At 63.8% G+C, this 22,019-nt stretch carries 20 protein-coding genes and 1 pseudogene; 18 read left to right on the top strand and 3 right to left on the bottom strand.

Going from position 1 to position 22,019, the window contains the following annotated elements:
- The first annotated feature begins 163 nt into the window (after positions 1–163).
- The 9 genes from PQR67_RS32720 to PQR67_RS32680 all read left to right on the top strand — a co-directional run bounded on the left by PQR67_RS32720 (position 164) and on the right by PQR67_RS32680 (position 9,158).
- A complete protein-coding gene (locus PQR67_RS32720; RefSeq protein ID WP_408466946.1) occupies positions 164–2,335 on the top strand; it encodes a TonB-dependent receptor in 2,172 nt (723 codons plus the stop codon).
- Positions 2,336–2,350: 15 nt separating this feature from the next.
- Positions 2,351–3,043, top strand: coding sequence for a MotA/TolQ/ExbB proton channel family protein (locus PQR67_RS32715; protein ID WP_408466945.1), 693 nt, complete (start codon positions 2,351–2,353; stop codon positions 3,041–3,043).
- A 2-nt stretch (positions 3,044–3,045) separates the two neighbouring features.
- The gene (locus tag PQR67_RS32710) at positions 3,046–3,444 is read left to right on the top strand and encodes an ExbD/TolR family protein (RefSeq protein ID WP_408466944.1); all 399 of its coding nucleotides are present in this window, start codon (positions 3,046–3,048) and stop codon (positions 3,442–3,444) included.
- A gap of 1 nt (position 3,445) precedes the next feature.
- Entirely contained in the window at positions 3,446–4,171 is a 726-nt protein-coding gene (locus tag PQR67_RS32705) for a TonB family protein (RefSeq protein WP_408466943.1), read from the top strand.
- Positions 4,168–5,751: an alkaline phosphatase family protein gene (locus tag PQR67_RS32700; protein ID WP_408466942.1), complete on the top strand. Its 1,584-nt coding sequence runs from the start codon at positions 4,168–4,170 to the stop codon at positions 5,749–5,751. Before PQR67_RS32705 ends, PQR67_RS32700 begins: the two co-directional genes overlap by 4 nt.
- Entirely contained in the window at positions 5,741–6,463 is a 723-nt protein-coding gene (locus PQR67_RS32695; RefSeq protein ID WP_408466941.1) for a response regulator transcription factor, read from the top strand. Before PQR67_RS32700 ends, PQR67_RS32695 begins: the two co-directional genes overlap by 11 nt.
- Positions 6,450–7,820: a sensor histidine kinase gene (locus tag PQR67_RS32690; RefSeq protein ID WP_408466940.1), complete on the top strand. Its 1,371-nt coding sequence runs from the start codon at positions 6,450–6,452 to the stop codon at positions 7,818–7,820. Before PQR67_RS32695 ends, PQR67_RS32690 begins: the two co-directional genes overlap by 14 nt.
- A 104-nt stretch (positions 7,821–7,924) precedes the next feature.
- Positions 7,925–8,569, top strand: a complete 645-nt coding sequence (locus tag PQR67_RS32685) for a hypothetical protein (RefSeq protein ID WP_408466939.1) — start codon at positions 7,925–7,927, stop codon at positions 8,567–8,569.
- An 85-nt stretch (positions 8,570–8,654) separates the two neighbouring features.
- A complete protein-coding gene (locus tag PQR67_RS32680; protein ID WP_408466938.1) occupies positions 8,655–9,158 on the top strand; it encodes a M48 metallopeptidase family protein in 504 nt (167 codons plus the stop codon).
- A gap of 60 nt (positions 9,159–9,218) precedes the next feature.
- On the opposite strand, the gene PQR67_RS32675 is transcribed toward PQR67_RS32680, so the two are convergent.
- Complete coding sequence (locus PQR67_RS32675) at positions 9,219–11,537, bottom strand: FdhF/YdeP family oxidoreductase (protein WP_408466937.1); 2,319 nt, start codon at positions 11,535–11,537, stop codon at positions 9,219–9,221.
- A gap of 170 nt (positions 11,538–11,707) precedes the next feature.
- Between PQR67_RS32675 and PQR67_RS32670 the strand changes: the two genes are divergently transcribed.
- The 4 genes from PQR67_RS32670 to PQR67_RS32655 all read left to right on the top strand — a co-directional run bounded on the left by PQR67_RS32670 (position 11,708) and on the right by PQR67_RS32655 (position 15,620).
- Positions 11,708–13,201 carry an aminotransferase-like domain-containing protein gene (locus PQR67_RS32670; protein ID WP_408466936.1) on the top strand — a complete coding sequence of 498 codons (1,494 nt, stop codon included), beginning with the start codon at positions 11,708–11,710 and terminating at the stop codon, positions 13,199–13,201.
- Between the two features lie 72 nt (positions 13,202–13,273).
- Positions 13,274–13,582: a winged helix-turn-helix domain-containing protein gene (locus PQR67_RS32665; RefSeq protein WP_408466935.1), complete on the top strand. Its 309-nt coding sequence runs from the start codon at positions 13,274–13,276 to the stop codon at positions 13,580–13,582.
- A 309-nt stretch (positions 13,583–13,891) separates the two neighbouring features.
- Entirely contained in the window at positions 13,892–15,022 is a 1,131-nt protein-coding gene (locus PQR67_RS32660) for a BMP family ABC transporter substrate-binding protein (RefSeq protein WP_408466934.1), read from the top strand.
- 43 nt (positions 15,023–15,065) lie between these two features.
- The gene (locus PQR67_RS32655) at positions 15,066–15,620 is read left to right on the top strand and encodes a nucleoside deaminase (protein ID WP_408466933.1); all 555 of its coding nucleotides are present in this window, start codon (positions 15,066–15,068) and stop codon (positions 15,618–15,620) included.
- Between the two features lie 95 nt (positions 15,621–15,715).
- On the opposite strand, the gene PQR67_RS32650 is transcribed toward PQR67_RS32655, so the two are convergent.
- Complete coding sequence (locus PQR67_RS32650) at positions 15,716–16,282, bottom strand: lysozyme inhibitor LprI family protein (protein WP_408466932.1); 567 nt, start codon at positions 16,280–16,282, stop codon at positions 15,716–15,718.
- A 342-nt stretch (positions 16,283–16,624) separates the two neighbouring features.
- Between PQR67_RS32650 and PQR67_RS32645 the strand changes: the two are divergent.
- A pseudogene (locus tag PQR67_RS32645) lies at positions 16,625–16,867 on the top strand (SH3 domain-containing protein); the annotation flags it as partial.
- 226 nt (positions 16,868–17,093) lie between these two features.
- Positions 17,094–17,606, top strand: a complete 513-nt coding sequence (locus PQR67_RS32640) for a hypothetical protein (RefSeq protein ID WP_408466996.1) — start codon at positions 17,094–17,096, stop codon at positions 17,604–17,606.
- Positions 17,607–17,736: 130 nt separating this feature from the next.
- Here the strand turns inward: PQR67_RS32640 and PQR67_RS32635 are convergent, their stop codons facing one another.
- Positions 17,737–18,603 carry a LysR family transcriptional regulator gene (locus PQR67_RS32635; protein WP_408466931.1) on the bottom strand — a complete coding sequence of 289 codons (867 nt, stop codon included), beginning with the start codon at positions 18,601–18,603 and terminating at the stop codon, positions 17,737–17,739.
- Between the two features lie 95 nt (positions 18,604–18,698).
- On the opposite strand from PQR67_RS32635, the gene PQR67_RS32630 reads away from it, so the two are divergent.
- The 3 genes from PQR67_RS32630 to PQR67_RS32620 all read left to right on the top strand — a co-directional run bounded on the left by PQR67_RS32630 (position 18,699) and on the right by PQR67_RS32620 (position 21,946).
- On the top strand, positions 18,699–19,265 hold the full coding sequence (locus PQR67_RS32630; protein WP_408466930.1) for a DUF4865 family protein: 567 nt from the start codon (positions 18,699–18,701) through the stop codon (positions 19,263–19,265).
- A gap of 86 nt (positions 19,266–19,351) precedes the next feature.
- Complete coding sequence (locus PQR67_RS32625) at positions 19,352–19,522, top strand: hypothetical protein (RefSeq protein ID WP_408466929.1); 171 nt, start codon at positions 19,352–19,354, stop codon at positions 19,520–19,522.
- Between the two features lie 114 nt (positions 19,523–19,636).
- Positions 19,637–21,946, top strand: a complete 2,310-nt coding sequence (locus tag PQR67_RS32620) for a putative bifunctional diguanylate cyclase/phosphodiesterase (protein WP_408466928.1) — start codon at positions 19,637–19,639, stop codon at positions 21,944–21,946.
- The last annotated feature ends 73 nt before the right edge of the window (positions 21,947–22,019 follow it).

Here is a 22,019-nt window from a genome sequence, read left to right as displayed (position 1 = left end):
CGGTTGGCAAACCGCGGCGGCCTTTCTCCTTTTTCTCGCTTTTGTTGCGCATGCAACCGGATTAGGTTCGTAAGGTATCCATCACGGTCGATTAACGCCCGGTCTTTAGCATGGCCTTATTCGCTGATCACTCGACGGTCATTCAAGACAAGGATGCTGAAACATGCAACGGGTACGTTCAAGGTTCCGCAAGAAACCGCTTACGCAGTTTGTTCTGGCCTCGCTATGCGCAGCCGGCACGCAGCTTTCCTTCGCTCAGACCTCCGGGGATCTCGGCTCGGTGCAAAGCACGGCAACCGGGTCGTCCGCCGGCGCCGCGGCGCCCTCCGGCAACGTGCAATCGGCCCCGGCCCAGGCGCCGTCGCAGGGGGCGTTGAGCGCAAGCGAGCCGAAGTCGATCGTCAGCCGGCACTACATCGAGAACAGCACGGCGCCGAGTGCGAACTATAGCGACATCATTCAGATTTCCCCGAGCGTGTCCAATATCGACCCCAACGGCGCAGGTTTGATGGAGTCGCAGAGCCTGTCGATTCGCGGCTTTCAGGACGGTCAGTACAACGTGACCTTCGACGGTATTCCGTTTGGCGACTCGAACGATTTCACCCATCATTCGACGTCGTTTTTCTCGTCGCGCAATATCGGCTCGATCGCGGTTGATCGCGGTCCAGGCGACGCCTCGCAGATCGGCTTTGCGACCTTCGGCGGCACGATTGCCGTGCAGTCGGTGGAGCCGTCTCTGACGCCGAAGTTCACGGTCTTCGGTTCGTACGGCAGCTTCAATACGTGGACCAGCGGCGCCGAATTCAACACCGGCGATATGCAGCAGTGGGGCGATGCGCGTGCGGTGGTCGGCTACAACCACGTCGGCAGCGACGGATATCTGACCAACGGGGCACAGCGCCGCGACAATTTTTTCTTCAAGCTCGACAAGCCGCTTGGCGACGACACGCTGCTCACCCTGTATGCGGACTACAGCCGCATTCACCAGAATGTGTCGCTCGGCGCGACGGCCGCGCAGATTCGTGAGTTCGGACCCAACTTCGGCCTGAGCGGCGATCCGTCGAGCCAGTCGTACTACGGCTACAACTTCGATCGCATCAGCAAGGACTTCGAATATATCGGCATCAAAACGAAACTCGCGGACTGGAAGATCGAAAACAAGCTGTACACCTACGCGTATTACCACGACGGTTTCAACGGTCTCGACCCGAACGGAGAAACGCCGAACGGCACCACCTTTGGGCCGAACAACGTGCCGGGCCAGCAGATGGCCAACAACTATCGCGCGTTTGGCGACGTGGTGAACGCCGAACGGCAGATTGGCCCGGGCAAGCTGCAGCTTGGCGCATGGCTCACGCATCAATCGAATTTCCGCAACAACATGAACGTGGACGATTCGCTGAATTTCGCGCTCGAGCAGCTGAACTTCACGATGCACGACACGCTCCTCACGTTCGAGCCGTTCATCCAGTACGAGTGGCAATTGCCGCACGGGCTGACCGTGACGCCGGGTGTCAAGTACGTGTCGTTCAATCGCAGTATCGACTCACCGGTCGATCAGGGCTCCGGCGCGGCGGTGGACTTCAGCCATACGTGGACGAAGGTGCTGCCGTCGCTGACCCTGCATGAGCAGATCAACCCGAACTGGAGCGCGTACATCCAGTACGCGCAAGGTTTTCTCGCCCCGAACCTGAATGTGTTCTACGTGCAGAACCCCTCCGTTTCCGGCCAGCCGGACCCGGAGCAGACCGACAACTATCAGATCGGCACCACGTACAAGAGCGAGCGGCTCACCGTGTCGGCCGATCTGTACTACATCAACTTCCGCAACGCGGTGACGAGCCGCGTGGTGGGCGGCAACGCGACCTTCTCGAATGCGGGCGGCGCGGTCTACAAGGGCGTCGAATCGGAAGCGACGTTCTATGCCGGACTCGGTTTCAGCCTGTACGGCAACCTGACTTTCAATTCGGCCAAACAGAAAAGTACCGACACGTGGATGCCGAACGCACCGCAATCCACGGCCGCACTCGGTGTGATCTATGAGCGTGGTCCGCTGTACGGCTCGTTGATCACCAAGTTCGTTGGCCATCAGTTCGGCGACACGGGCGACACGCAGCCCCTCGGCGGATTCGCGGTGACCAACCTGTCTGGCGTGTACACGATCAGGAGCCCGGCCGCCTGGATGCACAACACGCGCATCGGCCTCGAAATCGACAACCTTTTCAACCGCACCAGCATCAACGCGCTGGCCGGCTATACCGCGGCCGACAGCACGCCGTTGTACTGGACGATTCCCGGCCGTGCGTTCGTCGCCACGCTGTCCACCGACTTCTAACTGGAGATTGATTCAATGAATGTCGACACCTTGCTGCATCTCGCGAACGATTCCGGCGGCGTGCTGTATGCCATTGCGGCGATGCTGTTCGTCGCGTTGACGGTGATCGTCGAGCGCTTCTGGTTCCTGCATCGCCTCGCGGCATGCGGTTATGCCGCGCTCGAACAGATCGACCGGCTCGATCATCTCGACGCGGCGACACTCGCTTCGCTCACACGGCAATACCACGATTTGCCGGTCGCACGGCTCTTCGCGACGGCCACGCGGTTGCAGGCCACGCACAACCGCGAGGAACTCGACGCCCGTTTTAACGAGGTCATCATGCGGGAGGCGCCGCGCATAGACCGCTTGCTGTGGGTGCTCGATACGATCGTCACGCTCGCGCCGTTGCTCGGCTTGTTCGGCACGATCATCGGCATGTTCAACGCGTTCCAGGTGCTGTCAAACCCGGGCAATGCGCCGACCCAGGTGACGGGCGGTGTGGCCGAGGCGCTGGTCGCTACCGCGTCGGGTTTGTTCGTCGCGATGCTCGGCCTGGTGTTTTTCAACGGGCTGCATAACCGGGTTCGCTCCGTCGTGCATCAACTGGAAACGTTGAAGGCAGCGCTCGTGAATCGGATGACCGGCATCGCCCATGAGCCGGTGGTGAGAGGCGAGCGCGAAGGGCTGCGCGCCGTGGCGGGAAAGCCCGTATCGCAAGGGGCGTGACGATGAAGTATTTCGAAGCGCGCAAAGCACGCATCGAGATCATCCCGATGATCGACATCATGTTCTTTCTGCTGGTGTTCTTCATCATGATCACGCTGCACATGATTCCGAATGCGGGTCTGAAAACGCAGTTGCCGTCGAGCGCGAGCACTCAGGCGTTGCCGCCGGCGAAGGTGAGCGTCGCGCTGTCCGACACGGGGACGATCTCGGTCGAGGGAAAAACGGTGACGGCCGCCGAGCTCACGGCGATGCTGTCGGCACGGCCCGATGCGGCGCATACGGCGGTGACCATCGCCGGCTCGAAGGTGGCGCAGATCCAGAAACTCGTTGCCGTGATGGACGCGTGCCGCGCGGCGGGCGTGTCGCAGATCGCGCTGGCCGCACAACCCGTGGCGCAGTGAGATGGCGACGATCTCCGCATCTGTCCGCGCACCGGAGCGACGGCGTATCTATCTGGCGGCGGCGCTGGCTTTCGTCGTGGAGGCCGGTGTGCTCGCTGGCGCTTATCTGATGTTGACGCATCGGCACGTGGCGCAAGCCGAGCGGCCGGCGATGGTGTTGACGCTTGCGCCCGCCGCTGCCCCCACGCCGGCGCCCGCAGCGCTGCCACTCGTGCCGCCAGCGGCGCCCCGGCCTCAGCCGCAGCCGCAGCCGCAGCCCGTGCATCGCCTCGAGCGGGTGGTGACACAGCGTCCGGCATTGCCTGCGCCCGCGCCGGCAGCGCCGCCTGAACCGGAGCCCGCACCCACGGTGCAGTCGGCTACACCGACAGAGCCGCCGGCTGTGTCTCATCCGCCACCGCCAGCGCCTGTCACCGCGGCCGCGACTCCCGCCAAACCGGGCGCGAGTTTCGAAGCCGCGTTACGGGCGGCTATCCAGTCCGCGTTGCATTACCCGGAGTCGGCGCGCATGGGTGGTATCGCCGGCCGCACCCGGGTGGCGTTCGATTACCGCGACGGCGCGATTTCCGATGCGCGGGTCGTCGTTTCCAGCGGCGTTGGCCTGCTCGATCGTGCCGCGCTGGCGGCCGTGCGCGACGCGGCGTGTCCGAAGCCGGAGCCGGCCTTTGCAGGAAAAACGCTTTCTGAACAACTGTGGGTCACTTTCAATCTAAACGAAACCGAATGAAACCGATTCTTTCCGCTCTGACAATCGCACTCACATGCACACTTGCACTCGCACTCCCGCTCTCCGTTCTCGCCGTCACAGGCACCGCCCGCGCGGGGGGACTGCCGCCGGGAGCACCGGTGCAACACGTGCTGCTGATCAGCGTCGACGGCCTGCATACCAGCGACCTCGCCAACTTCATTCAGGCGCACCCCGATAGCACGCTCGCGAATCTGTCGAAGCAGGGCGTCGACTACACCAACGCCCATACGGTCGAGCCGGCTGACTCGTTTCCGGGCCTGCTGGCGCTTGTTACCGGCGGCACGCCCGCGGTGACCGGCGTGTATTACGACGACTCGTACGATCGCGAGCTTGCGCCACCCGGCAGCGATTGCAGCCGGACGGGGACGCGGGTGCGCTACGACGAGTCGCTCGACATGACCGGCCCCGACGGGCGCGATGCAATCGATCCGGTCAAACTGCCGCGCGATCCGCAACACGCTTGTGCGCCGGTGTATCCGCACGCGTTCCTGCGCGTCAATACGATCTTCGAGGCCGTGCATGATGCGGGCGGCTATACCGCCTGGACCGACAAGCATCCGACTTACGAACTGGTCGAGGGGCCGTCCGGCCACGGCGTCGACGATCTGTTCCTGCCGGAGATCGGCGCGAACTACGAAGGCCTGAGCAACGTGACGACCCGTGAGATTACCGGTTCGCTCGGCAAGACCGAAGACTACGACGACCTGAAAGCGCGCGCGATCATCAATGAGATCGACGGCTTGAGCCACGACGCCAGCCGGCGCACGGCCGTGCCGAACGTGTTCGGGCTGAACCTGCAGGCGGTGAATGTCGCGCAAAAACTGTATGGCTATCGCGATGCCGAAGGTGGACTGACGCCGGGTGTCGATCGCGCGATCGGCCATGCGGACCGGCTGATCGGCCAGTTCGTCGGCGAACTCGGGAAACAGCATCTGCTCGACGACACGCTGGTGATCGTGACGGCCAAGCACGGCAACGGTCCGATCGACCCGGCGCGTCTGAGCAAGATCGACGAGCGCCGCCTCCAGAAGGTGATCGACGACGCCGCGCCCGGTGCGCTGGCGCAATTGACCACCGATCACGGCGCGTTGATCTGGCTGCACGATGCGTCCGCGACGAAGCGGATCAGCGCCGCGCTACGCCGCCAGGCGAAAGCGCTGGGCATTGCCGACGTGCTGAGCGGTGACCGGCTGGCGCTGCGCTTTCCCACCCCGCTGCAGGACAGCCGCACACCGGACATCGTCGTGGTCTCGCGCGACGGTGTCATATTTACGCCACCGAAAGATGGCAAGCTCGCCGAACACGGCGGTTTTCATAACGACGATACGGCGGTGGCGCTGCTGCTCGCCAGTCCGCGGCTTGCCGATCAGGGGCGCCACGTGACTTACCCGGTCTCGACGACCCAGGTCGCGCCAACCATTCTGGCCGCGCTTGGTGTGCCCCCCACCACGTTACAGGCGGTCGCGCAGGAAGGCACCGCGGTGCTGCCGGCCGCGACTTGGGCGCAGTCGCGGCAACTGGCTCAGGATCTACGAGGAACGCATCCACTTGGCAAGTGACCTGCCGATTTCCCTGCTTTGCGGGAGTACGCCGCGCGTGCTGGTCGTCGAGGACGATCAGCACGTCGCGCTTGAAATTCATGCGGCGCTCGAAGACTACGGCTTCGAAGTCGAATGCGTGCCGACCGGTCATCACGGTTTGCTGCGGGCGCTGAACGGCGACTTCGACGCCGTGGTGCTCGACCGCATGCTGCCGGACATCGACGGCCTGTCGATCCTGTCCACCTTGCGCAACGTCGGCAAGCGCACGCCGGTACTCATCCTCAGTGCGCTGGGCGCCGTTGACGAACGCGTGCGCGGACTGCGGACTGGCGGGGACGACTACGTGACCAAGCCGTTCGACGCGCTCGAACTGACCGCGCGGCTGAACGCATTGCTGCGCCGCCATTCGTCGGTGGGGGAGCCGTCCTTGCTGTGCGTTGGCGATCTGACGTTCGACCCTGCCACGCGCGTCGTTCAGCGTGCCGGACAGACGCTCGAACTGCAACCGCGCGAGCTGGCGCTGCTCGAGTTCCTGATGCGTCACGCGGGCCAGGTCGTCACGCGCGCGATGCTGTTCGAGTCGGTCTGGAATTACCCCTTCAATACGCAGACGAATGTCGTCGATATGCATATTTCCAATTTGCGCCGCAAGGTCAGTTGCAATGGGCGCCTGCCGGCCATGATCGTGACCGTGCGCAATGCCGGCTACATCATCCATGCCGACAGTTAAGCGCCCGGCGCGGGTGAGTGCCGGCCGCGCGGGCAGCGTCGGCTGGCTGGTGATCGTTTTCGTCTGTTCCGCGATCGCGCTGTTCGCGCTGCTGTACTGGCTGACGACCAGCTATCTGCTGCATGAAGTCGACGAGCGTCTGCGTGGCGAGGTGGCCGAATTCCACACGATCGGCCGTGCCGAAGCGATTGCGAGTATCGCCGCATTGAGCCGGCGCGATATCGCCAACAGCCGGCCGTATGGCGTGTTCGATGCAAACGGTGCGTGGCTCGCGGGCAACGTGGCGAGCTTGCCGGCCGAGCCGGAACGGCAACCCTTCAATTACACGCAGACTTTCCTGGACGGTGGTGCGCAGGTCGAAGGCCACTATCGCGGCATCATTGTGCCGACCACCAGCGGGGTGCGGATCGTGGTCGGACATTCGATCGACGAGATCATCGTGTTCGACCGCACCTTGGTGAAGACGCTGTGCGCAGGTCTGGCGCTGACGATTCTGCTGGCGATCGGGTGTGGCGCCGCGCTCAACTGGATGTCGAACCGGCGGATTCGCGCGATTAGCGAGGCCAGCCGTGAAATCATCAAGGGCAAGCTGAACCGCCGTCTGCCGACGCGCGGCACGAACCACGATCTCGACCGGCTGGCGGCGATCGTCAATACGATGCTCGACGAGATCGAGCACCTCGTCGAAGAGGTGCGGGGTGTTTGCGCCGGCATCGCGCACGATCTGCGCACGCCGATGACACACCTGCGCGCGGGGCTTGAACGGGCCGGCCGGCGCGCGCGAACGCCTGAAGACTATGCGAGCGCGATCGATAGCGCGATCGTGCAATCGGACGTGGTGCTCAATCGTTTTACGGCGCTGCTGCGGATCGCGGAAATCGAAGCGGGAGGGCGCCGGGCGAGTTTCGGACCGGTCTCGCTCGACACCGTGTTGCGCGATGTCGTCGAACTCTATGAACCGCTAGCGTATGAGCGGGGATTGACGGTGAGGCTGGAATCGATTGCGCCGGTGGAGGTCATCGGCGATGCCGATCTGCTCTTTGGCGTGGTCGAAAATCTTCTCGACAACGCGTTGAAATTCACGCCGCGAGGCGGCGAGATCACACTCGAAGCGCGCCAGGTCGATGGGCTCGCGATACTGCAGGTGGCGGACACGGGGCCCGGTATCGAACCCGGTGAGCGCGAGGCGGTGTTCCGGCCGTTTTACCGTAGCGGCGGCGCGAAAACGCAGGCAACGGTTGGGCATGGCCTGGGTCTGAGCCTTGTCGCGGCGATTGCGCGGGTACACGGCGCGGATATCTCAATCAGCGACAACCAGCCGGGCTGCAAAATGCTGATGCGATTTGGACAAGACTGAGGCTTGCGCAGCCGTGCCGCCGGTTGTTCGCTGAAAGCGATACCCCAAGCTCACGATTAATGTAAATTGAACGTCCTTGAGCATGCTTTTCAGCGCACAGATCCATGAAAAACGGCAAACCCAAACTGACTCGTCGGGACGCGGACGGTCTTTTCCCCAATTTGCAGCAAAGCGGCTCCCATCTAGCCAGCCGGCCCGACAACCCGTTCGGAGAAGAGGTATCCAGAACCACCGATCGACGTGATCGTGACGAGGCTTCACTCTGGAAAGATAACCTCGTGACCTTGCCAATAGGGATCGAGTTGCCTCCGGGATATACGTCGGTGTCGCAGGTACGCGAGGCGATGGAGAAAGCATGGCGTATGAAATGGGTCAGGGAAAGCGGCAACGAAGTGGTCGCGGAGTTTCCTGAAGGCTGGTCGGCCGTTCGGCCGGCGAGCGGGGCAGTGGAGTTGCGGGACGCAACCGGCGTGGTGCGGGCCGTGTACGGCTGGGCTGGAGATGCGGAACTGAGGCTTCTGCCGCGGTATCGGGTCGAATCGCAGGAGAACAGTTCAAGCGGGCTCGGCAGCCTGGTGGTCCGTGATCGCGAGAACGGGCAGATTCTTGAACGGTCGTCGACCTGGTCTGCTCAGAGCGGAACGAATCACCCTGATTGGACCCGCCTGTCGACCTGGCTCGACAGGCAGTATCCGCTTCACCGCGATCCGCTGCGGCTGTGGGCGGATTGCGAGGACAATCTCGGTTGAGGCCGGCGCATCGAATATCCGCACCGCACAGCCTCCGCCGCGAGGCACGCAACCCGTGCAGCCGCCAATCGCAAAGAACACCGCCATGCAACACCTGAAATACCTGACCGGCTATCCCGCACCTCTGCAAGAGAAGGTGAAAAAGCTGATCGCCGACGACCGGCTCGGCGACTATCTCACCGCGCGGTACCCCGGCGCTCATCAGGTGCAAACAGACCGGGCGCTTTACGAATACTGCGCGGAGCTCAAGCGCGAATACCTTCGCAACGGCGCGCAAATCGACAAAGTCACTTACGACAGCAAGCTCGACGTCGTGCGTCACGCGCTCGGCCTTCACACCAGCATTTCACGCGTGCAAGGCGGCAAACTGAAGGCCAAGAAGGAAATCCGCGTCGCCTCGCTATTCAAGGAGGCCGCGCCGGAATTCCTGAAAATGATCGTCGTGCACGAACTCGCCCATCTGAAAGAAAGCGACCATAACAAGGCGTTCTACCGCCTCTGCGAGTTCATGCAACCGGGCTACCATCAGATCGAATTCGATCTGCGCCTGTATCTCACGTACCGCGATCTGGCAAAAAGCCAGACCTGAGCGTCAAGCTCCAGGTTTGGCGCGTCGGGTGGCGTCTGCCGGCCGCAAGCCGGCATCGCGTCAGGCAGCAACCGCATCGATCACCGCCGACGCCGTCAACAGCACCGGAATCGACTTCGATGTCGGCGTGCCCGCGCCATCGGCGACCGAGGAGAGCGGCACCAGCGGATTCGTCTCCGGATAGTAAGCGCCGAGGCACCCACGCGGAATGTCGTACTCCACCAGCAGGAACCCGGCCACGTGACGCTCGATTCCATCGGCCCACACGCTCGTGATATCCACGCGCTGGCCGGCGACGAAACCCAGCATCGCGAGATCGTCCCTGTTGGCGAACAGCACGCGCCGCTGCCCGTACACGCCGCGATAGCGGTCGTCGAGACCGTAGATCGTGGTGTTGTACTGGTCGTGTGAGCGCGTCGTCATCAAGGTCATCAGACGCTCGCCATGCGCTGCACGCGCCTGGTGAATCGGCGTGTCGACATCGATTGCGTGCACCAGGAATTGCGCCTTGCCGCTCGGTGTTTTCCAGATCCGTTCGCGCGACGCCACGCCCAGGTGAAAACCGCCCGGGTGCTTCAGGCGTTCGTTGTAGTCATGGAAGCCGTCGATGACCTGCGCGATGCCGTCGCGAATCAACGCATAGTCGGCCGCCTGAGCGAGCCAGTCGACTTTGCCGCTGCCGAGCGTGGCGTGCGCCATGCGGGCGACGATGGCAATCTCCGACAACAGATTCTCCGAAGCCGGCTTGTTCATGCCGTACGAGATGTGCACCATGCTCATCGAATCCTCGACGCTCACGCCTTGCGCCACGCCATTCTGCAGATCGATTTCGGTGCGCCCGAGCGTCGGCAGAATCAGCGCGTCGCGTCCGTGTATGAGGTGGCTGCGGTTCAGCTTGGTCGTGATATGCACGGTCAGCTCGCACGAGCGCATGGCTTCCCATGTGCGCGGCGTGTCCGGCGTCGCGATCGAAAAGTTGCCGCCGAGGCCGATGAACACCTTCACCTTGCCGTCGAGCATCGCCTGGATCGTGTTGACGACGTCGAGGCCATGCTCGCGCGGCGGCTCGAAATCGTAGACTTCGCCGAGCCGGTCGAGAAACTCTTGAGTCGGCCTTTCCTCGATGCCGACCGTGCGGTCGCCCTGCACATTCGAGTGTCCGCGCACCGGGCACAGGCCGGCGCCGCGGCGGCCGATATTGCCGCGCATCATCATCAGGTTCGACAGGATCTGCACCGTCGGCACGGAGTTCTTGTGCTGGGTGAGACCCATGCCCCACGTCGAAATGACCGCGCGGCCTTTCACGTAGATATCGGCGAGCTTCAGCACGTCTTCAAACGGCACGCCCGCTTCGGCGACGATGGTGTCCCAGCTTTCGGCACGCAGATCGTCGGCGAATGCATCGAAGCCGACCGTGTGTTCGGCAATGAACGCGACGTCGAGCACACGGTCGAGGCCTGAGGCCAGCGCTTCGTCGTCGAGCTCGATCACGCGTTTCGCGACACCCTTGATCAATGCGAAATCGCCGCCCACCTTTGGCCGGATGAATACGGAGCTGATCTTCGTGCTGCCCATTGTGATCATCTCGACCGGATGTTGCGGGCTGGCGAAGCGCTCGAGTCCACGTTCCTTCAGCGGATTGATCGACACAATGGTCGCGCCGCGCCTGGCGCACTCACGCAACTCGCCAAGCATGCGGGGATGGTTGGTCGCGGGGTTCTGGCCGAAGATCAGCAGCGTATCGGCGTGTTCGAAGTCGTCGAGCGTAACGGTGCCCTTGCCGATGCCGACCGTGTGCGGCAAGCCGCGGCTGGTCGCTTCGTGGCACATGTTCGAGCAATCGGGAAAGTTGTTGGTGCCATACATACGCACGAACAACTGGTACAGGAAGGCGGCTTCGTTGCTGGCACGGCCTGACGTATAGAAGGCAGCGCTGTCGGGATGGTCGAGGCGTTTCAGGTGGTCGGCGATCAGGTCGAACGCCTGGTCCCAGCCGATCGGCACGTAACGGTCGCGCATGGCGTCGTAGACGAGCGGGTCGGTCAGGCGGCCGTGTTGTTCGAGCTCGAAATCCGACTGCGCCATCAGTGCTTCAACCGTGTGTTCTTCGAAGAACGCCGGTGTCACGCGTTTGCTGGTCGCCTCGGCGGCCACGGCCTTGACGCCGTTTTCGCAGAACTCGAAGGTCGACGCGTGCTCGCGATCCGGCCACGCGCAACCGGGGCAGTCGAAGCCGTCCGGCTGGTTCTGCTTGAACAGCATGCGATAGTCGCCGCCCGTCACCTTTTCCTTGAGGAGGTTGAGGGCGACGTATTTGAGCGCGCCCCAGCCAGCGGCGGGGTGCGTGTACGGTTCGATGCGAGCTTCGGGTTTCTTCATGATCTTGCCGCCAGATAGGGCGTGGACGAGGCTTTTATGCCGATGCATGGAAGCCTACTGTGTTCCAAAAGCAGCGCAGCATACAGAAAATCGGAAAGCGGAGAGATACAGTTGCTTGATATTTGTCATAGACTGACGTTCCCACTGACACGTTTGTTTGAGCCAGGTCCTTGAAACTGTACGAAAAACTCGCCGATGAAATGACCGAAGCCGTGCGCCGCGGCGTCTTCGCGGCGGGCGAACGGATCCCGTCGGTGCGGCAGGCGAGCCAGCAGCACGGCGTCAGCATCAAGACCGTATTGCACGCGTACGCGTTGCTGGAAAGCCGGGGGCTTGTCGAGACCCGGCCGCAGTCGGGCTATTTCGTGCGCGACGCGGTGGCGATGGCGGCCGCGCTCGACGAGCCGCGCCTGAGCCGTCCGCCGGCCGTCCATACGCCGCCGGTGGCGGCCGCGCTCGACGAGCCGCGCCTGAGCCGTCCGCCGGCCGTCCATACGCCGCCGGTGGCGGCCGCGGTCGACGTGAGCCGCCTCGTGTTGTCGACCCTGCGCAGCATCCGCGCGCACGACGCCGTGCCGCTCGGCTCGCCGTACCCCGACCCGTCGCTGTTCCCATGGCGGCGCATCAACCAGTACGCGAATGCGATCGCCCGGCGCCAGGCGAGCTGGAATCTGATCGACGATTTGCCGCCCGGCAATCCCCAGCTGATCCGCCAGATCGCGCGCCGCTATGCCGAGAACGGCGTGCCGGTCGATCCGGACGAAATCGTCATCACGCTCGGTGCGACGGAGGCGATCAACCTCAGCTTGCAGGCGGTCGCCAAGCCCGGCGATACGGTCGCCGTCGAGTCGCCGACTTACTACGCGATGCTGCACGCCATCGAGCGTCTGGGCATGCGGGCAATCGAAGTGGCGACGCATCCGGTCCACGGCATCGATATCGAGGCGCTGGCGCAGGTCATCGCGCGGCAGAAGATCGCTGCGTGCATGGTGATGCCGAACTTCCAGAATCCGCTTGGTTTCCAGATGCCGGACGCGCGCAAGCAGCAACTGGTCGAACTGCTCGCCGCGCACGAGATTCCGGCCATCGAGAACGATGTCTATCAGGAGTTGTACTTCGGCGAGGCGCGGCCGTCGCCCTTGAAGAACTTTGATACGAAGGGGCTGGTGCTGCATTGCGCGTCGTTTTCGAAGAGCCTGACGGCGTCGTACCGGATCGGCTGGGCCATGCCGGGGCGCTATCGCGCGCAAGTCGAGAAGCTGAAGTTTCTCAACACGCTGACTACGCCTTCGGTGCCGCAAGTCGCCGTCGCCGATTACCTTCGGCAGGACGGTTACGACCGGCATCTGCGGCAGGTGCGCAAGGCTTACCGGCAGCAGGCGAGCATCATGATGGCGATGGTGCAGCGGTTTTTTCCGGCAGGCACGCGCATGTCGAACCCGCAGGGCGGCTACGTGCTGTGGGTGGAATTGCCCGAACGGGTCGATTCGATGCGGCTCTATCAGGCGGCGCTCGCACGCAGCATCACGATCGGGCCGGGCATGATGTTTTCGATGCGCGACGATTTTCGCCATTTCATCCGGCTCAACTACAGCTATCCGTGGACGGCGCAGACCGAGGCGGCAGTGAAGACGCTGGGTGAACTGGTGGCGCAGATGGCCTGAAAGGGCCACGTAGGGCCGCGTAGAACCTGGCGCGGGTTGACCGTGTTTGAGAAAAACGAGGAGACATTCACGATGGAAGACGACGAACTCGATCCGGTGCTGGTCGCCATCCTGGCGCAGTTGTGGCGCGCGTATCGGGAGACGCCTGGCGGCGCGTGGTCGCTCGCCAAGCTTTCCAAGCAGGCCGACGTGCCGATGAGTGCGTTGCGGCGGCAGTTGACGGCGCTCGTCGACGGCGGTCTCGTGGACACCACCTTCAATGAGGAAGGCACCGGGACGGCGCGCCTGAGCGAGATCGGCCAGGGCTTATGCGCGGACTTGTTCGGTGAGGACGATGCGCCAGACGACGAACCGGCGGACCCGCCGTCACAGGTTCATTGAGTGGCAGCGGAATTCGGCGTGAGGGCGGTGACGGTGCCGTCGGCGTCCGGCCGTTAAGAGCGCTGTGTGCCTGCTTGATAAGGTCATTGCGCTTGCACCGAGCGCTTGCCGTACCACCTGGCCGATGCACTCGTTCGAAGGCTCGAACATGGTTTTTGGCCACCAGAATATGGATTCCGTTATGAGCGGGATAACGAGAAATATTTTTTGCGCTGAAATTGGCCTTCGAATATGGCCCCTTATGCTGAAGCCTTGCGCGGGACACGCCCGCGCGGTGGCAGGCACCTGGAAACCATCTTCGGAGAATTCATGAAAGCAAAGCTGACGCGAGTGCTGCATCACTCATTGCGCATCAAAACCGTCGGGACCGTTCTCGCCGCAGCGCTCGGCGCGTGCCTCGCACTCAGCGCCGGGACAGCGGCTGCCGCGAGCGCACAGCCGCTTGGCATCGCCTTCGTCTACCTCGGCAATCCGGGCGACGCCGGCTGGACCTATGCGCACGAGCAGGGCGTGAAAGAGGTCGAGGCGAAATTCGGCGACAAGATCAAGGTGACGCGGGTCGAGAATGTGCCGGAATCGGCGGATTCCGAGCGTGTGTTTCGCGATCTGGCGTCCAAGGGCAACAAGATCGTGGTCGGCTCGAGCTTCGGCTTTCAGGATTTCGAACTGAAGGTCGCCAAGGACTTCCCGGACGCCGTATTCGAGCATGCGACCGGCTACAAGAAGGCCGCCAACTTCGCCACCTATGACGTGCGGACGTATCAGAGCGCCTACCTGGCCGGGCTGGTCGCCGGTTATACGACGAAGTCCAACACGCTCGGCTTTGTCGGCTCGGTACCGGTGCCGGAAGTGGTGCGCAACATCAACGCTTTTACGATGGGCGCGCGTTCGGTCAACCCGAATGCACGCGTGAAAGTCGTGTGGATCAATAGCTGGTTCGACCCGGGCCGCGAGAAGCAGGCCGCCGAGACGCTGATCGGCCAGGGCGCCGACGTGCTGATCCAGAACACCGATTCGACGGCGACGATGCAGACGGCCGAACAGAAGAAAGTCCATGCATTCGGTTGGGACTCCGATATGAAGAAGTTCGGACCGAATGCCCAGTTGGGCGCATGCGTGAGCAACTGGGGCGTGTATTACACCCATCTCGTGCAGCAGGTGATGGCGGGCACGTGGAACAATTCGCCGGTGTGGTGGGGGCTGAAAGAGAAGGCGATCGATCTGGCCAACATCAACACGGACGCGGTGTCGCCGGCGGCGCAAAAGGCGCTGAGCCAGAAGCGTGACGACATCATCTCGGGCAAGTTCAATCCATTTGCCGGTCCGATCACGGACCAGTCCGGCGCGGTCAAGATCGCCGCGGGCAAGTCGTTGAGCGATGCGGAGCTGCTGCGTTTGAACTGGTTCGTGCAAGGCGTGGACGGTTCGCTGCCGAAGTAAAGAATTGATCTGGTTGACTAACTATTATTAAAGGAGATCGCCCGTGAGTCTTACCGTCCCGACCGATACCGATAGCGGCGCTGCAGACAAGGCGGCGGCCTATCCGCCGCAGGGCCTCACGCCGACTCACGAGCAGATCGTGCGGCATTTGCGGCACTCGAGCCGGGTGGCCGAGCGGGCGACGCTGCTGGGGCACCACCCGTTCGGCGCGGTGCTGATCGGCCCGGATCAGGAGACCGTGCTGATGGAGCAGGGTAATGTCGACACGGTGAATCACGCCGAGTCGGTGCTGGCTCGCGTGGCGGCATTGAACTTCACACCTGAGTACTTGTGGAGTTGCACGTTGTACACATCGGTCGAACCTTGCTGCATGTGTGCCGGCACGATGTATTGGGCCAACATCGGCCGCGTCGTGTTCGGCATGACCGAGAAGCGCTTGCTGGAGGCGACCGGCGATCACGCCGAGAATCCGACCATGAGCGTGGATTGCCGCTATGTGTTCGACCACTGCCAGAAGCCCGTCGAGGTGATTGGCCCGGTGGTAGAAGTGGAGGCGGAGGTGATGGCGGTGCAGCGGAAATTCTGGAGCGGCAGATAGGGCATCATCTCGGCATCGCTGAAGTCTGTTTGCCTGCGGTGGCAAAGAATGAAAAGTAAAGTCCAGCACCACGGGCAAACACAAAAACGCCATTCTCACCGTGCCGAGCCTGCTTCCGCCGGTGCGAGCATGGCGAGGCCACAGAACCAGTCGCCACCGTGCGGCTTATAGTTCCACTGACTGTTGGTCTGCTTGATCACCGTGGAGCACTGGTCGTTCACAACGATCCCCGGGTTGGCGGCGGTGCATTGAAGCATCGCCGTTTCGATTTGTTGTAGCGCGGGCGTTACGGCCTTACGCGGCGTGTTCGGGACGGACGGCCCATCTGGCGTTTCCGTCTGCATGCTTTCGATCAGCCGTTGCAGTTCGTCGATCCGCGTCCTGTACCACGTCCCCAGACATGCCGCGTCGCGGCAATTCGCTTCCCGCCACGCCCATTTACTATCGCTATCGGTAAGAAAGGCCCGACGGTTGATGACTCGCCGCCGCGCGCTCCAGTACAGTTGTCCCAGCGCGTCATCGAGCTTTGAGAGTGCGGGGTCGTTGCAGATCATCCGTTCAGTGAGCGAGCGTCCCCGGTGACAGTCGAAGCTGGTGGCGTGAGCGGGCAGATGCGCGAGCATCAGTGCGGCGACAAGAAGGATGGGGCGGAAAATTTTCATCGTGGTCCCGGCAGTGCATGGGTTTTTCATGCAATGGATGATCGGTCGAGTCGACGGAACGCGGACGCCCGAGAACAGCGTGAGTTCGGGTGGGTGATTACCAAATCTTGCCTGGCGCGAGCGGCCCGGGAGCAGGCCGGTAAGCTGGGCATGCATTGACGAACGCTTTCAGGCATGCAACGTGCGTCCGTTCGTTAGCAGATGGCTTGTGCGCCAACACGGCCGGATGCGGGTGTGGATTTCGGTGCAGGCAAAGATGCAGGCAAGGATTCAGGCTGATACGCGGTCCGCACATAAGTACGCAAACAAGCGCACAAACGCGGGCAGCAAAGGGGAGGGAGAATGAAACGACACGTCGCTCGATGCATTTACGCTGCAGCCGGCTTGCTGGCTGTACCCGCAGTGGCTTCTGCGCAATCGCAGGCTTACACGAACAGCACGGTCAACGTACGTGCCGGACCTGCATCGGATTACCCGGTCGTCACGCAGTTGCCTGGCGGCGTTCCGGTTAGCGTGATGGGTTGCATCAGCAATTACCAATGGTGCGACGTCGCTGCTCCGAATCTGCGCGGTTGGGTCTATGCGGGGCGGCTCAGCTATCCCTATCAGGGCAGCAATGTGCCGGTGATGAGCTACGGCACGGTGATCGGGTTGCCGATCGTGACATTCTCGATCGGCACTTACTGGGGCAATTATTATCGGGGCCGGCCGTGGTACGGCCAGCAATCGCGCTGGGCGCATCATCCGCCCCCGCCGCCGCCGAGACCCGGCGCTGGACGGCCACCGGGAGGGCGTCCGCCGGGGAATGGGGGTGGACGGCCACCAGGCGGTCCGCCGCCGGGTAACGCGGGTGGACGGCCACCGGGAGGTCCGCCGCCGGGTAGCGCGGGTGGGCGACCGCCAGGAGGTCCGCCACCGGGTAATGCGGGTGGACGCCCACCGGGAGGGCAGCCACCGGGTAATGCGGGTGGACGCCCACCAGGAGGTCCGCCACCGGGGAATGGGGGTGGACGACCACCGGGAGGTCAGCAACCGGGCAATGCGGGTGGACGCCCACCGGGAGGTCCGCCGCCGGGCAATGCGGGTGGGCGACCGCCAGGAGGTCCGCTACCGGGCAACACGGGTGGACGACCACCGGGAGGTCAACCAGGGAACGCCGGTGGACGCCCATCGGGAGGTCAGCCACCGGCTGGCAATGGCGGAGGCCGCCCGCAAGGCGGCGGTGACAGGCCCTCGGGAGGCGGAAAAGACGGAGGAGGCGGAGGTAACCGGCAACCGGATCAGCGCGGCTGATCGCGGTAGCGGCACAGGCACCCTGGACTAGACGCCGCGACTCGCGCCTGAGCCTGCTTCGGGTTCCGCAGCGCCGCGAAGCGTGAGGGGGCCCGTCTGACACGCTCGCTGCCGCGTCATCGCCGTTCTCACGCGGGCGATGCGGCGAGCGTCGGTTTTCTTCAGTACGCCGCGCTCAGAAACGCTGAACTGACGGCTCGCAGGGTTTCCTGTGAGCGCGGGTCGCTCAGCCGCGTATGCAGTACCACCTTCGAGGTCGGCAGCAGCGGCAAGCCGAGTTGCTCGCCGACCTCGACCGCGCCTGCCGGCGCCACGCGCTGCGCCAGCGCGGCCACGGCGAGCCCCGCACTGACGGCCGCGCCGACCGCCATCACGCCGCCGCCGACAAACACCTCGGTCCACGCAATCCCGGCCGCATCGAGCGCGTCCGTGGCAATCGCGCGGATCCCGCACGGCGCGGCGAGGGTCGCCAGCCTCAGCGGCTGCCCCTCGCGCTGCTGCCAGCCAGGCGCCGCGAACCAGCCAAGCCGCTCCTCGGCCAGCAGTTGCCCATCGTGGCGGTCGTCCTCGCGACGGCCGATTGCCGCGTCTACTTCACCCCGCTCGAACCAGGCCAGCACGTCGCGTGACGCGGCAATGCGCACCTCGATGACGAGCAACGGATCATAAGTCGCGAGCCGTCCCAGCAAGGCCGGCAGATTGGGCCCTGCCACGTGGTCGCTGATGCCCAGCTTGAGCCGGCGTTCCGGCGTCTCGGCGGCGCTCCCCGCCAGGGCTCGCTCGTGGGCGAGCAGCAAGTTGCGCGCGGCGCCGATGAACACATCGCCGCGCGGCGAGAGCCTCACCACCCGCGGCGTGCGTTCCAGCAAGCGGTAACCCAGACGCTCTTCGAGCCGTTTGAGCTTGAGGCTCATCGCGGCTTGTGAGGTGTCCATGACTTCGGCGGCGCGCGTGAAGCTGCCGAGATCCGCCACCAGCACGAAAGCCTGGATCGCATCCAGATCGAGAGGACGGGAGAGGGTTGGCATATTGAAACTTTATCGCAGATATAAATCACCATATCTTGCTGTAATGATCGTGCGGGCGCAAGCTCACCATCAGTCGAAACCAAGAGGAGTTCGCCATGCTTGCCAAACAGTATTCGCACCGTCTGCCCTCCGCCTATGACATGGGGATCATCCGCGAGCGCGCGACGCGGCGCGGCCCGTTATGGGATGAGACCGAGGGCCTGGGTTTCAAGGCATTCGTCGTCCGTGAAAAGGGCCGCTATGGCGCCACGGCAAACGTGTATTCCGCGGTGTACTTGTGGCTCGATGTCGAGCAAACCGCCGACTTTTTCATGGGGTCGCGCTTTCAGAACGTGATCGACGACTTCGGCCGTCCCGACGTCGAAACCTGGTTACCGCTCGATGCCCGCAAAGGGCCGGCGCAGCGGGCGCTCACCTTGTATCGCGACGAACAGCCGATCGGCGAGCACGACAACCGCGCAGAGTTGCGCGCCGCGTTGACCGAGGAGAATCGTCGCATCGCGGAGCAGGACGATACGGTGGCGGTGGTCGGCGCGCTCGATGTCGCCAACTGGAAGCTGATCCGTCTCACGCTATCGTCGGCGGCGCCCGTCGCTGCCGCGGGCCGCACGGTCTACGAGGTGCTGCATCTCGCGCGGCCCGGCGTGGCGAGTCTGAAGTGAGCGGGTGCAGTGCATCCAGTTGCGGCACGCTCAACTGCGGAACGTCTAACAACAGCACGCCTAACAGCAGGGCCGTTGAAAGCGGTTTGACATCCGCTCCTGCGGCCCGCGCTTCAGCCGTACTACTCGCGCCACCCGCACCGCTCGACGCCCGCATGGCGTTGTCCGCACATCTGGCAGGGCTCGTGCTGACTGCGACCTCGATCGTTGGAGTCACCGTGTTAATGGTGCTGTTGTTTCATTGGCTGACGAGGTAACCGGCCGGGACATGTATTTCGCGCTATGCGTCGCGATTAAAGTGCGCCGGCCTCGCGTAAACCCCGGTGCGCCGCGTACACTAACCTGCCGATGTGGGGTTAGGGGGCGCACAAATGACACGCGAAGCGACATCAGATTACACGATGGGAGCAACGCCTGAGAGCACCCGCTATGGGCCGGATCGGGCCGAGGGGGTGCTGGCTTCGGAGCGTACGGTGTTGCGGCTGATTACCCGCAACACCCCGCTGCCGGAATTGCTCGATGAAGTATGCCGCCGCGCGGAAGCGCTGCTCGGCGAAGGCGCGGCCTGTTCGATCCTGTTACTGGACGCGGACGGCGTACGCGCGCGCGTGGGCGGCGCGCCATCGCTGCCGGCGCATTTCAGTGCCGCGATCGACGGCGTCGCGATCGGCCCAGGGGTCGGGTCGTGCGGCACCGCGATGTTCGAGCGGCGCATGGTGACCGTCGAGAATATCGAAACCGATCCGCTGTGGGCCGACTTCCGGCACCTCGCATTGCCGCTCGGCTTGCGTGCGTGCTGGTCGGTGCCGTTTGAAAACGATTCCGGCACGGTGCTGGGCGCGTTCGCGGTCTATCACCGTACGCCGCGCCGACCGAGCGCCGAAGAGGCGGCGATACTCTATGACATCAGCCACAGCGTCGGTCTTGCCGTGCATCAGGACGCCATCGCGCAACGCCTCGCGCGCAGCGAGGAGCATCACCGGCTGGTGGTGGATCATCTGAACGAGGGCATCATCGTGCAGTCGCGCGACGGCGTGGTGCTGGCCTGCAATCCAAGTGCGCAGCGCATTCTGCGGGCGAGCGCCGAACTGGTCGGCCACGACATTCTGTCGGTGATGGTGCGTGCGTATCACGAGGACGGCTCCCTCGTCACCGAGGCCGATCGCCCGACCACCCGGGTGCTGGCAAACGGCAAACCCCTGCTTGGCGTCACGATCGGCCTGGAACTGATCGACGGCGATGTCGTCTGGATTACTGAGAATGTCGTGCCGATCATCAGACCGGGCGACAGCGAACCCGGTTCGGTGCTGATTTCGTTTACCGACATCGGGCCGGTGCGCGAGGCGCAACGGCAGCTCAAGTTTCTGGCCACCCGCGACCCGCTTACCGGGCTCTACAACCGCGCCTATCTGGCCGAGCGGATGCGCGATCTGTTCGCACCGGCCGGGGTGGCCGGGATGAGCGAGCTGGCGCGGGTGGCGGTGCTGTTCGTCGATCTGGACGGGTTCAAGAAGGTCAACGACACCGCGGGTCACGAGGCTGGAGACGCGCTTCTGTGCAGCGTGGCGGAGCGGCTGTCGACGTGTGTTGCGCTGGGCGACACGCTCGCGCGGGTGGGCGGCGACGAGTTCGTGATCGTGGTCAGCGCATACGAAAACACCGGGCATCTGATCGCGCTCGCCCAGCGCATTCTCGACACGATCGCGGTGCCGTTCGCGGTGGCGGACAACGAGTACTACATGGGCGCGTCGATCGGCATCAGTCTGTTTCCCGAAGACGGCCAGGACGTCCCCACGCTGATGCGCAACGCCGACTCGGCGATGTACCACGCGAAACAATGCGGCCGGAACAATTTCCAGTTCTTCACGGCCGAACTGAATCAGCGTCTGCAACGCCGCTTCATGATCGAGCAGGCATTGCGGCGCGCGCTCGCCACCGACGAACTGAGTCTCGTGTATCAGCCGATCGTCGACAGCCAGTGCGGCCGCACGATCGGCGCCGAAGCGCTGCTGCGCTGGTACAACAGCGATCTGGGAAATGTCTCGCCGGTGGAATTCATTCCCGTGGCCGAAGACGCCGGCCTGATCGTCGAGATCGGCGCCTGGGTGCTGGCGCGCGCCTGCGAGCAGGTCGCGCTCTGGCGGCGCACGCTGGCGCCGGATCTGATCGTCGCGGTGAACCTGTCGCCGCGTCAGTTCAAAGGCGGCCTGGTGGAGCGGATCGAGCGCTGTCTCGAGCAGTCCGGACTCGAGCCGGGCGCGCTGGAACTGGAGATTACCGAGCGGCTGTTGATGAGCGACAGCGACGCCGTCTTGCCGATGCTCACCGCATTGAGCGCGATGGGCGTGCGGATTTCCGTCGACGATTTCGGCACGGGTTATTCATCGCTGTCGTATTTGAAGCGCTTTCCACTGCATAACCTGAAGATCGATCGATCCTTCGTCGCCGGCTTGCCGGATCATCGCGATTCGATCGCGATCACGCAGGCGGTGGTGGCGATGGCCCATTCGCTCGGCATGAATGTCACTGCTGAAGGTGTGGAGACTGCCGAACAGGCGGCGTTTTTGCGCGGGATCGCGTGCGACAAGCAGCAGGGGTATTTTTACAGCCGCCCCGTGGGGGCGAGCGCCTATGCGCGTAGTTTGTGTGACGCGCAGGTGGGGATGGCCGGCGCGTCATGACTGGCGCGGGGGGGGGGGGGGGGGGGGGGGGGGGGGGGGGGGGCCCCCGCCCCCGCCCCCGCCCGCCCCCGCC

This window comes from Paraburkholderia fungorum, assembly GCF_046026025.1.
Lineage (GTDB): Bacteria > Pseudomonadota > Gammaproteobacteria > Burkholderiales > Burkholderiaceae > Paraburkholderia > Paraburkholderia fungorum_E.
The sequence above is the reverse complement of the archived record's forward strand: the minus strand, read 5'-3'. Positions and strand labels throughout refer to the sequence as shown.

What these genes read in the sequence shown, in the direction of transcription:
- PQR67_RS32675 (WP_408466937.1), bottom strand. Translation starts at nt 11,537, where the DNA reads ATGAAGAAACCCGAAGCTCGCATCGAACCGTACACGCACCCCGCCGCT.
- PQR67_RS32650 (WP_408466932.1), bottom strand. Translation starts at nt 16,282, where the DNA reads ATGAAAATTTTCCGCCCCATCCTTCTTGTCGCCGCACTGATGCTCGCG.
- PQR67_RS32660 (WP_408466934.1), top strand. Translation starts at nt 13,892, where the DNA reads ATGAAAGCAAAGCTGACGCGAGTGCTGCATCACTCATTGCGCATCAAA.
- PQR67_RS32715 (WP_408466945.1), top strand. Translation starts at nt 2,351, where the DNA reads ATGAATGTCGACACCTTGCTGCATCTCGCGAACGATTCCGGCGGCGTG.
- PQR67_RS32720 (WP_408466946.1), top strand. Translation starts at nt 164, where the DNA reads ATGCAACGGGTACGTTCAAGGTTCCGCAAGAAACCGCTTACGCAGTTT.
- PQR67_RS32700 (WP_408466942.1), top strand. Translation starts at nt 4,168, where the DNA reads ATGAAACCGATTCTTTCCGCTCTGACAATCGCACTCACATGCACACTT.
- PQR67_RS32710 (WP_408466944.1), top strand. Translation starts at nt 3,046, where the DNA reads ATGAAGTATTTCGAAGCGCGCAAAGCACGCATCGAGATCATCCCGATG.
- PQR67_RS32630 (WP_408466930.1), top strand. Translation starts at nt 18,699, where the DNA reads ATGCTTGCCAAACAGTATTCGCACCGTCTGCCCTCCGCCTATGACATG.
- PQR67_RS32705 (WP_408466943.1), top strand. Translation starts at nt 3,446, where the DNA reads ATGGCGACGATCTCCGCATCTGTCCGCGCACCGGAGCGACGGCGTATC.
- PQR67_RS32680 (WP_408466938.1), top strand. Translation starts at nt 8,655, where the DNA reads ATGCAACACCTGAAATACCTGACCGGCTATCCCGCACCTCTGCAAGAG.
- PQR67_RS32635 (WP_408466931.1), bottom strand. Translation starts at nt 18,603, where the DNA reads ATGCCAACCCTCTCCCGTCCTCTCGATCTGGATGCGATCCAGGCTTTC.
- PQR67_RS32690 (WP_408466940.1), top strand. Translation starts at nt 6,450, where the DNA reads ATGCCGACAGTTAAGCGCCCGGCGCGGGTGAGTGCCGGCCGCGCGGGC.
- PQR67_RS32620 (WP_408466928.1), top strand. Translation starts at nt 19,637, where the DNA reads ATGACACGCGAAGCGACATCAGATTACACGATGGGAGCAACGCCTGAG.
- PQR67_RS32685 (WP_408466939.1), top strand. Translation starts at nt 7,925, where the DNA reads ATGAAAAACGGCAAACCCAAACTGACTCGTCGGGACGCGGACGGTCTT.
- PQR67_RS32665 (WP_408466935.1), top strand. Translation starts at nt 13,274, where the DNA reads ATGGAAGACGACGAACTCGATCCGGTGCTGGTCGCCATCCTGGCGCAG.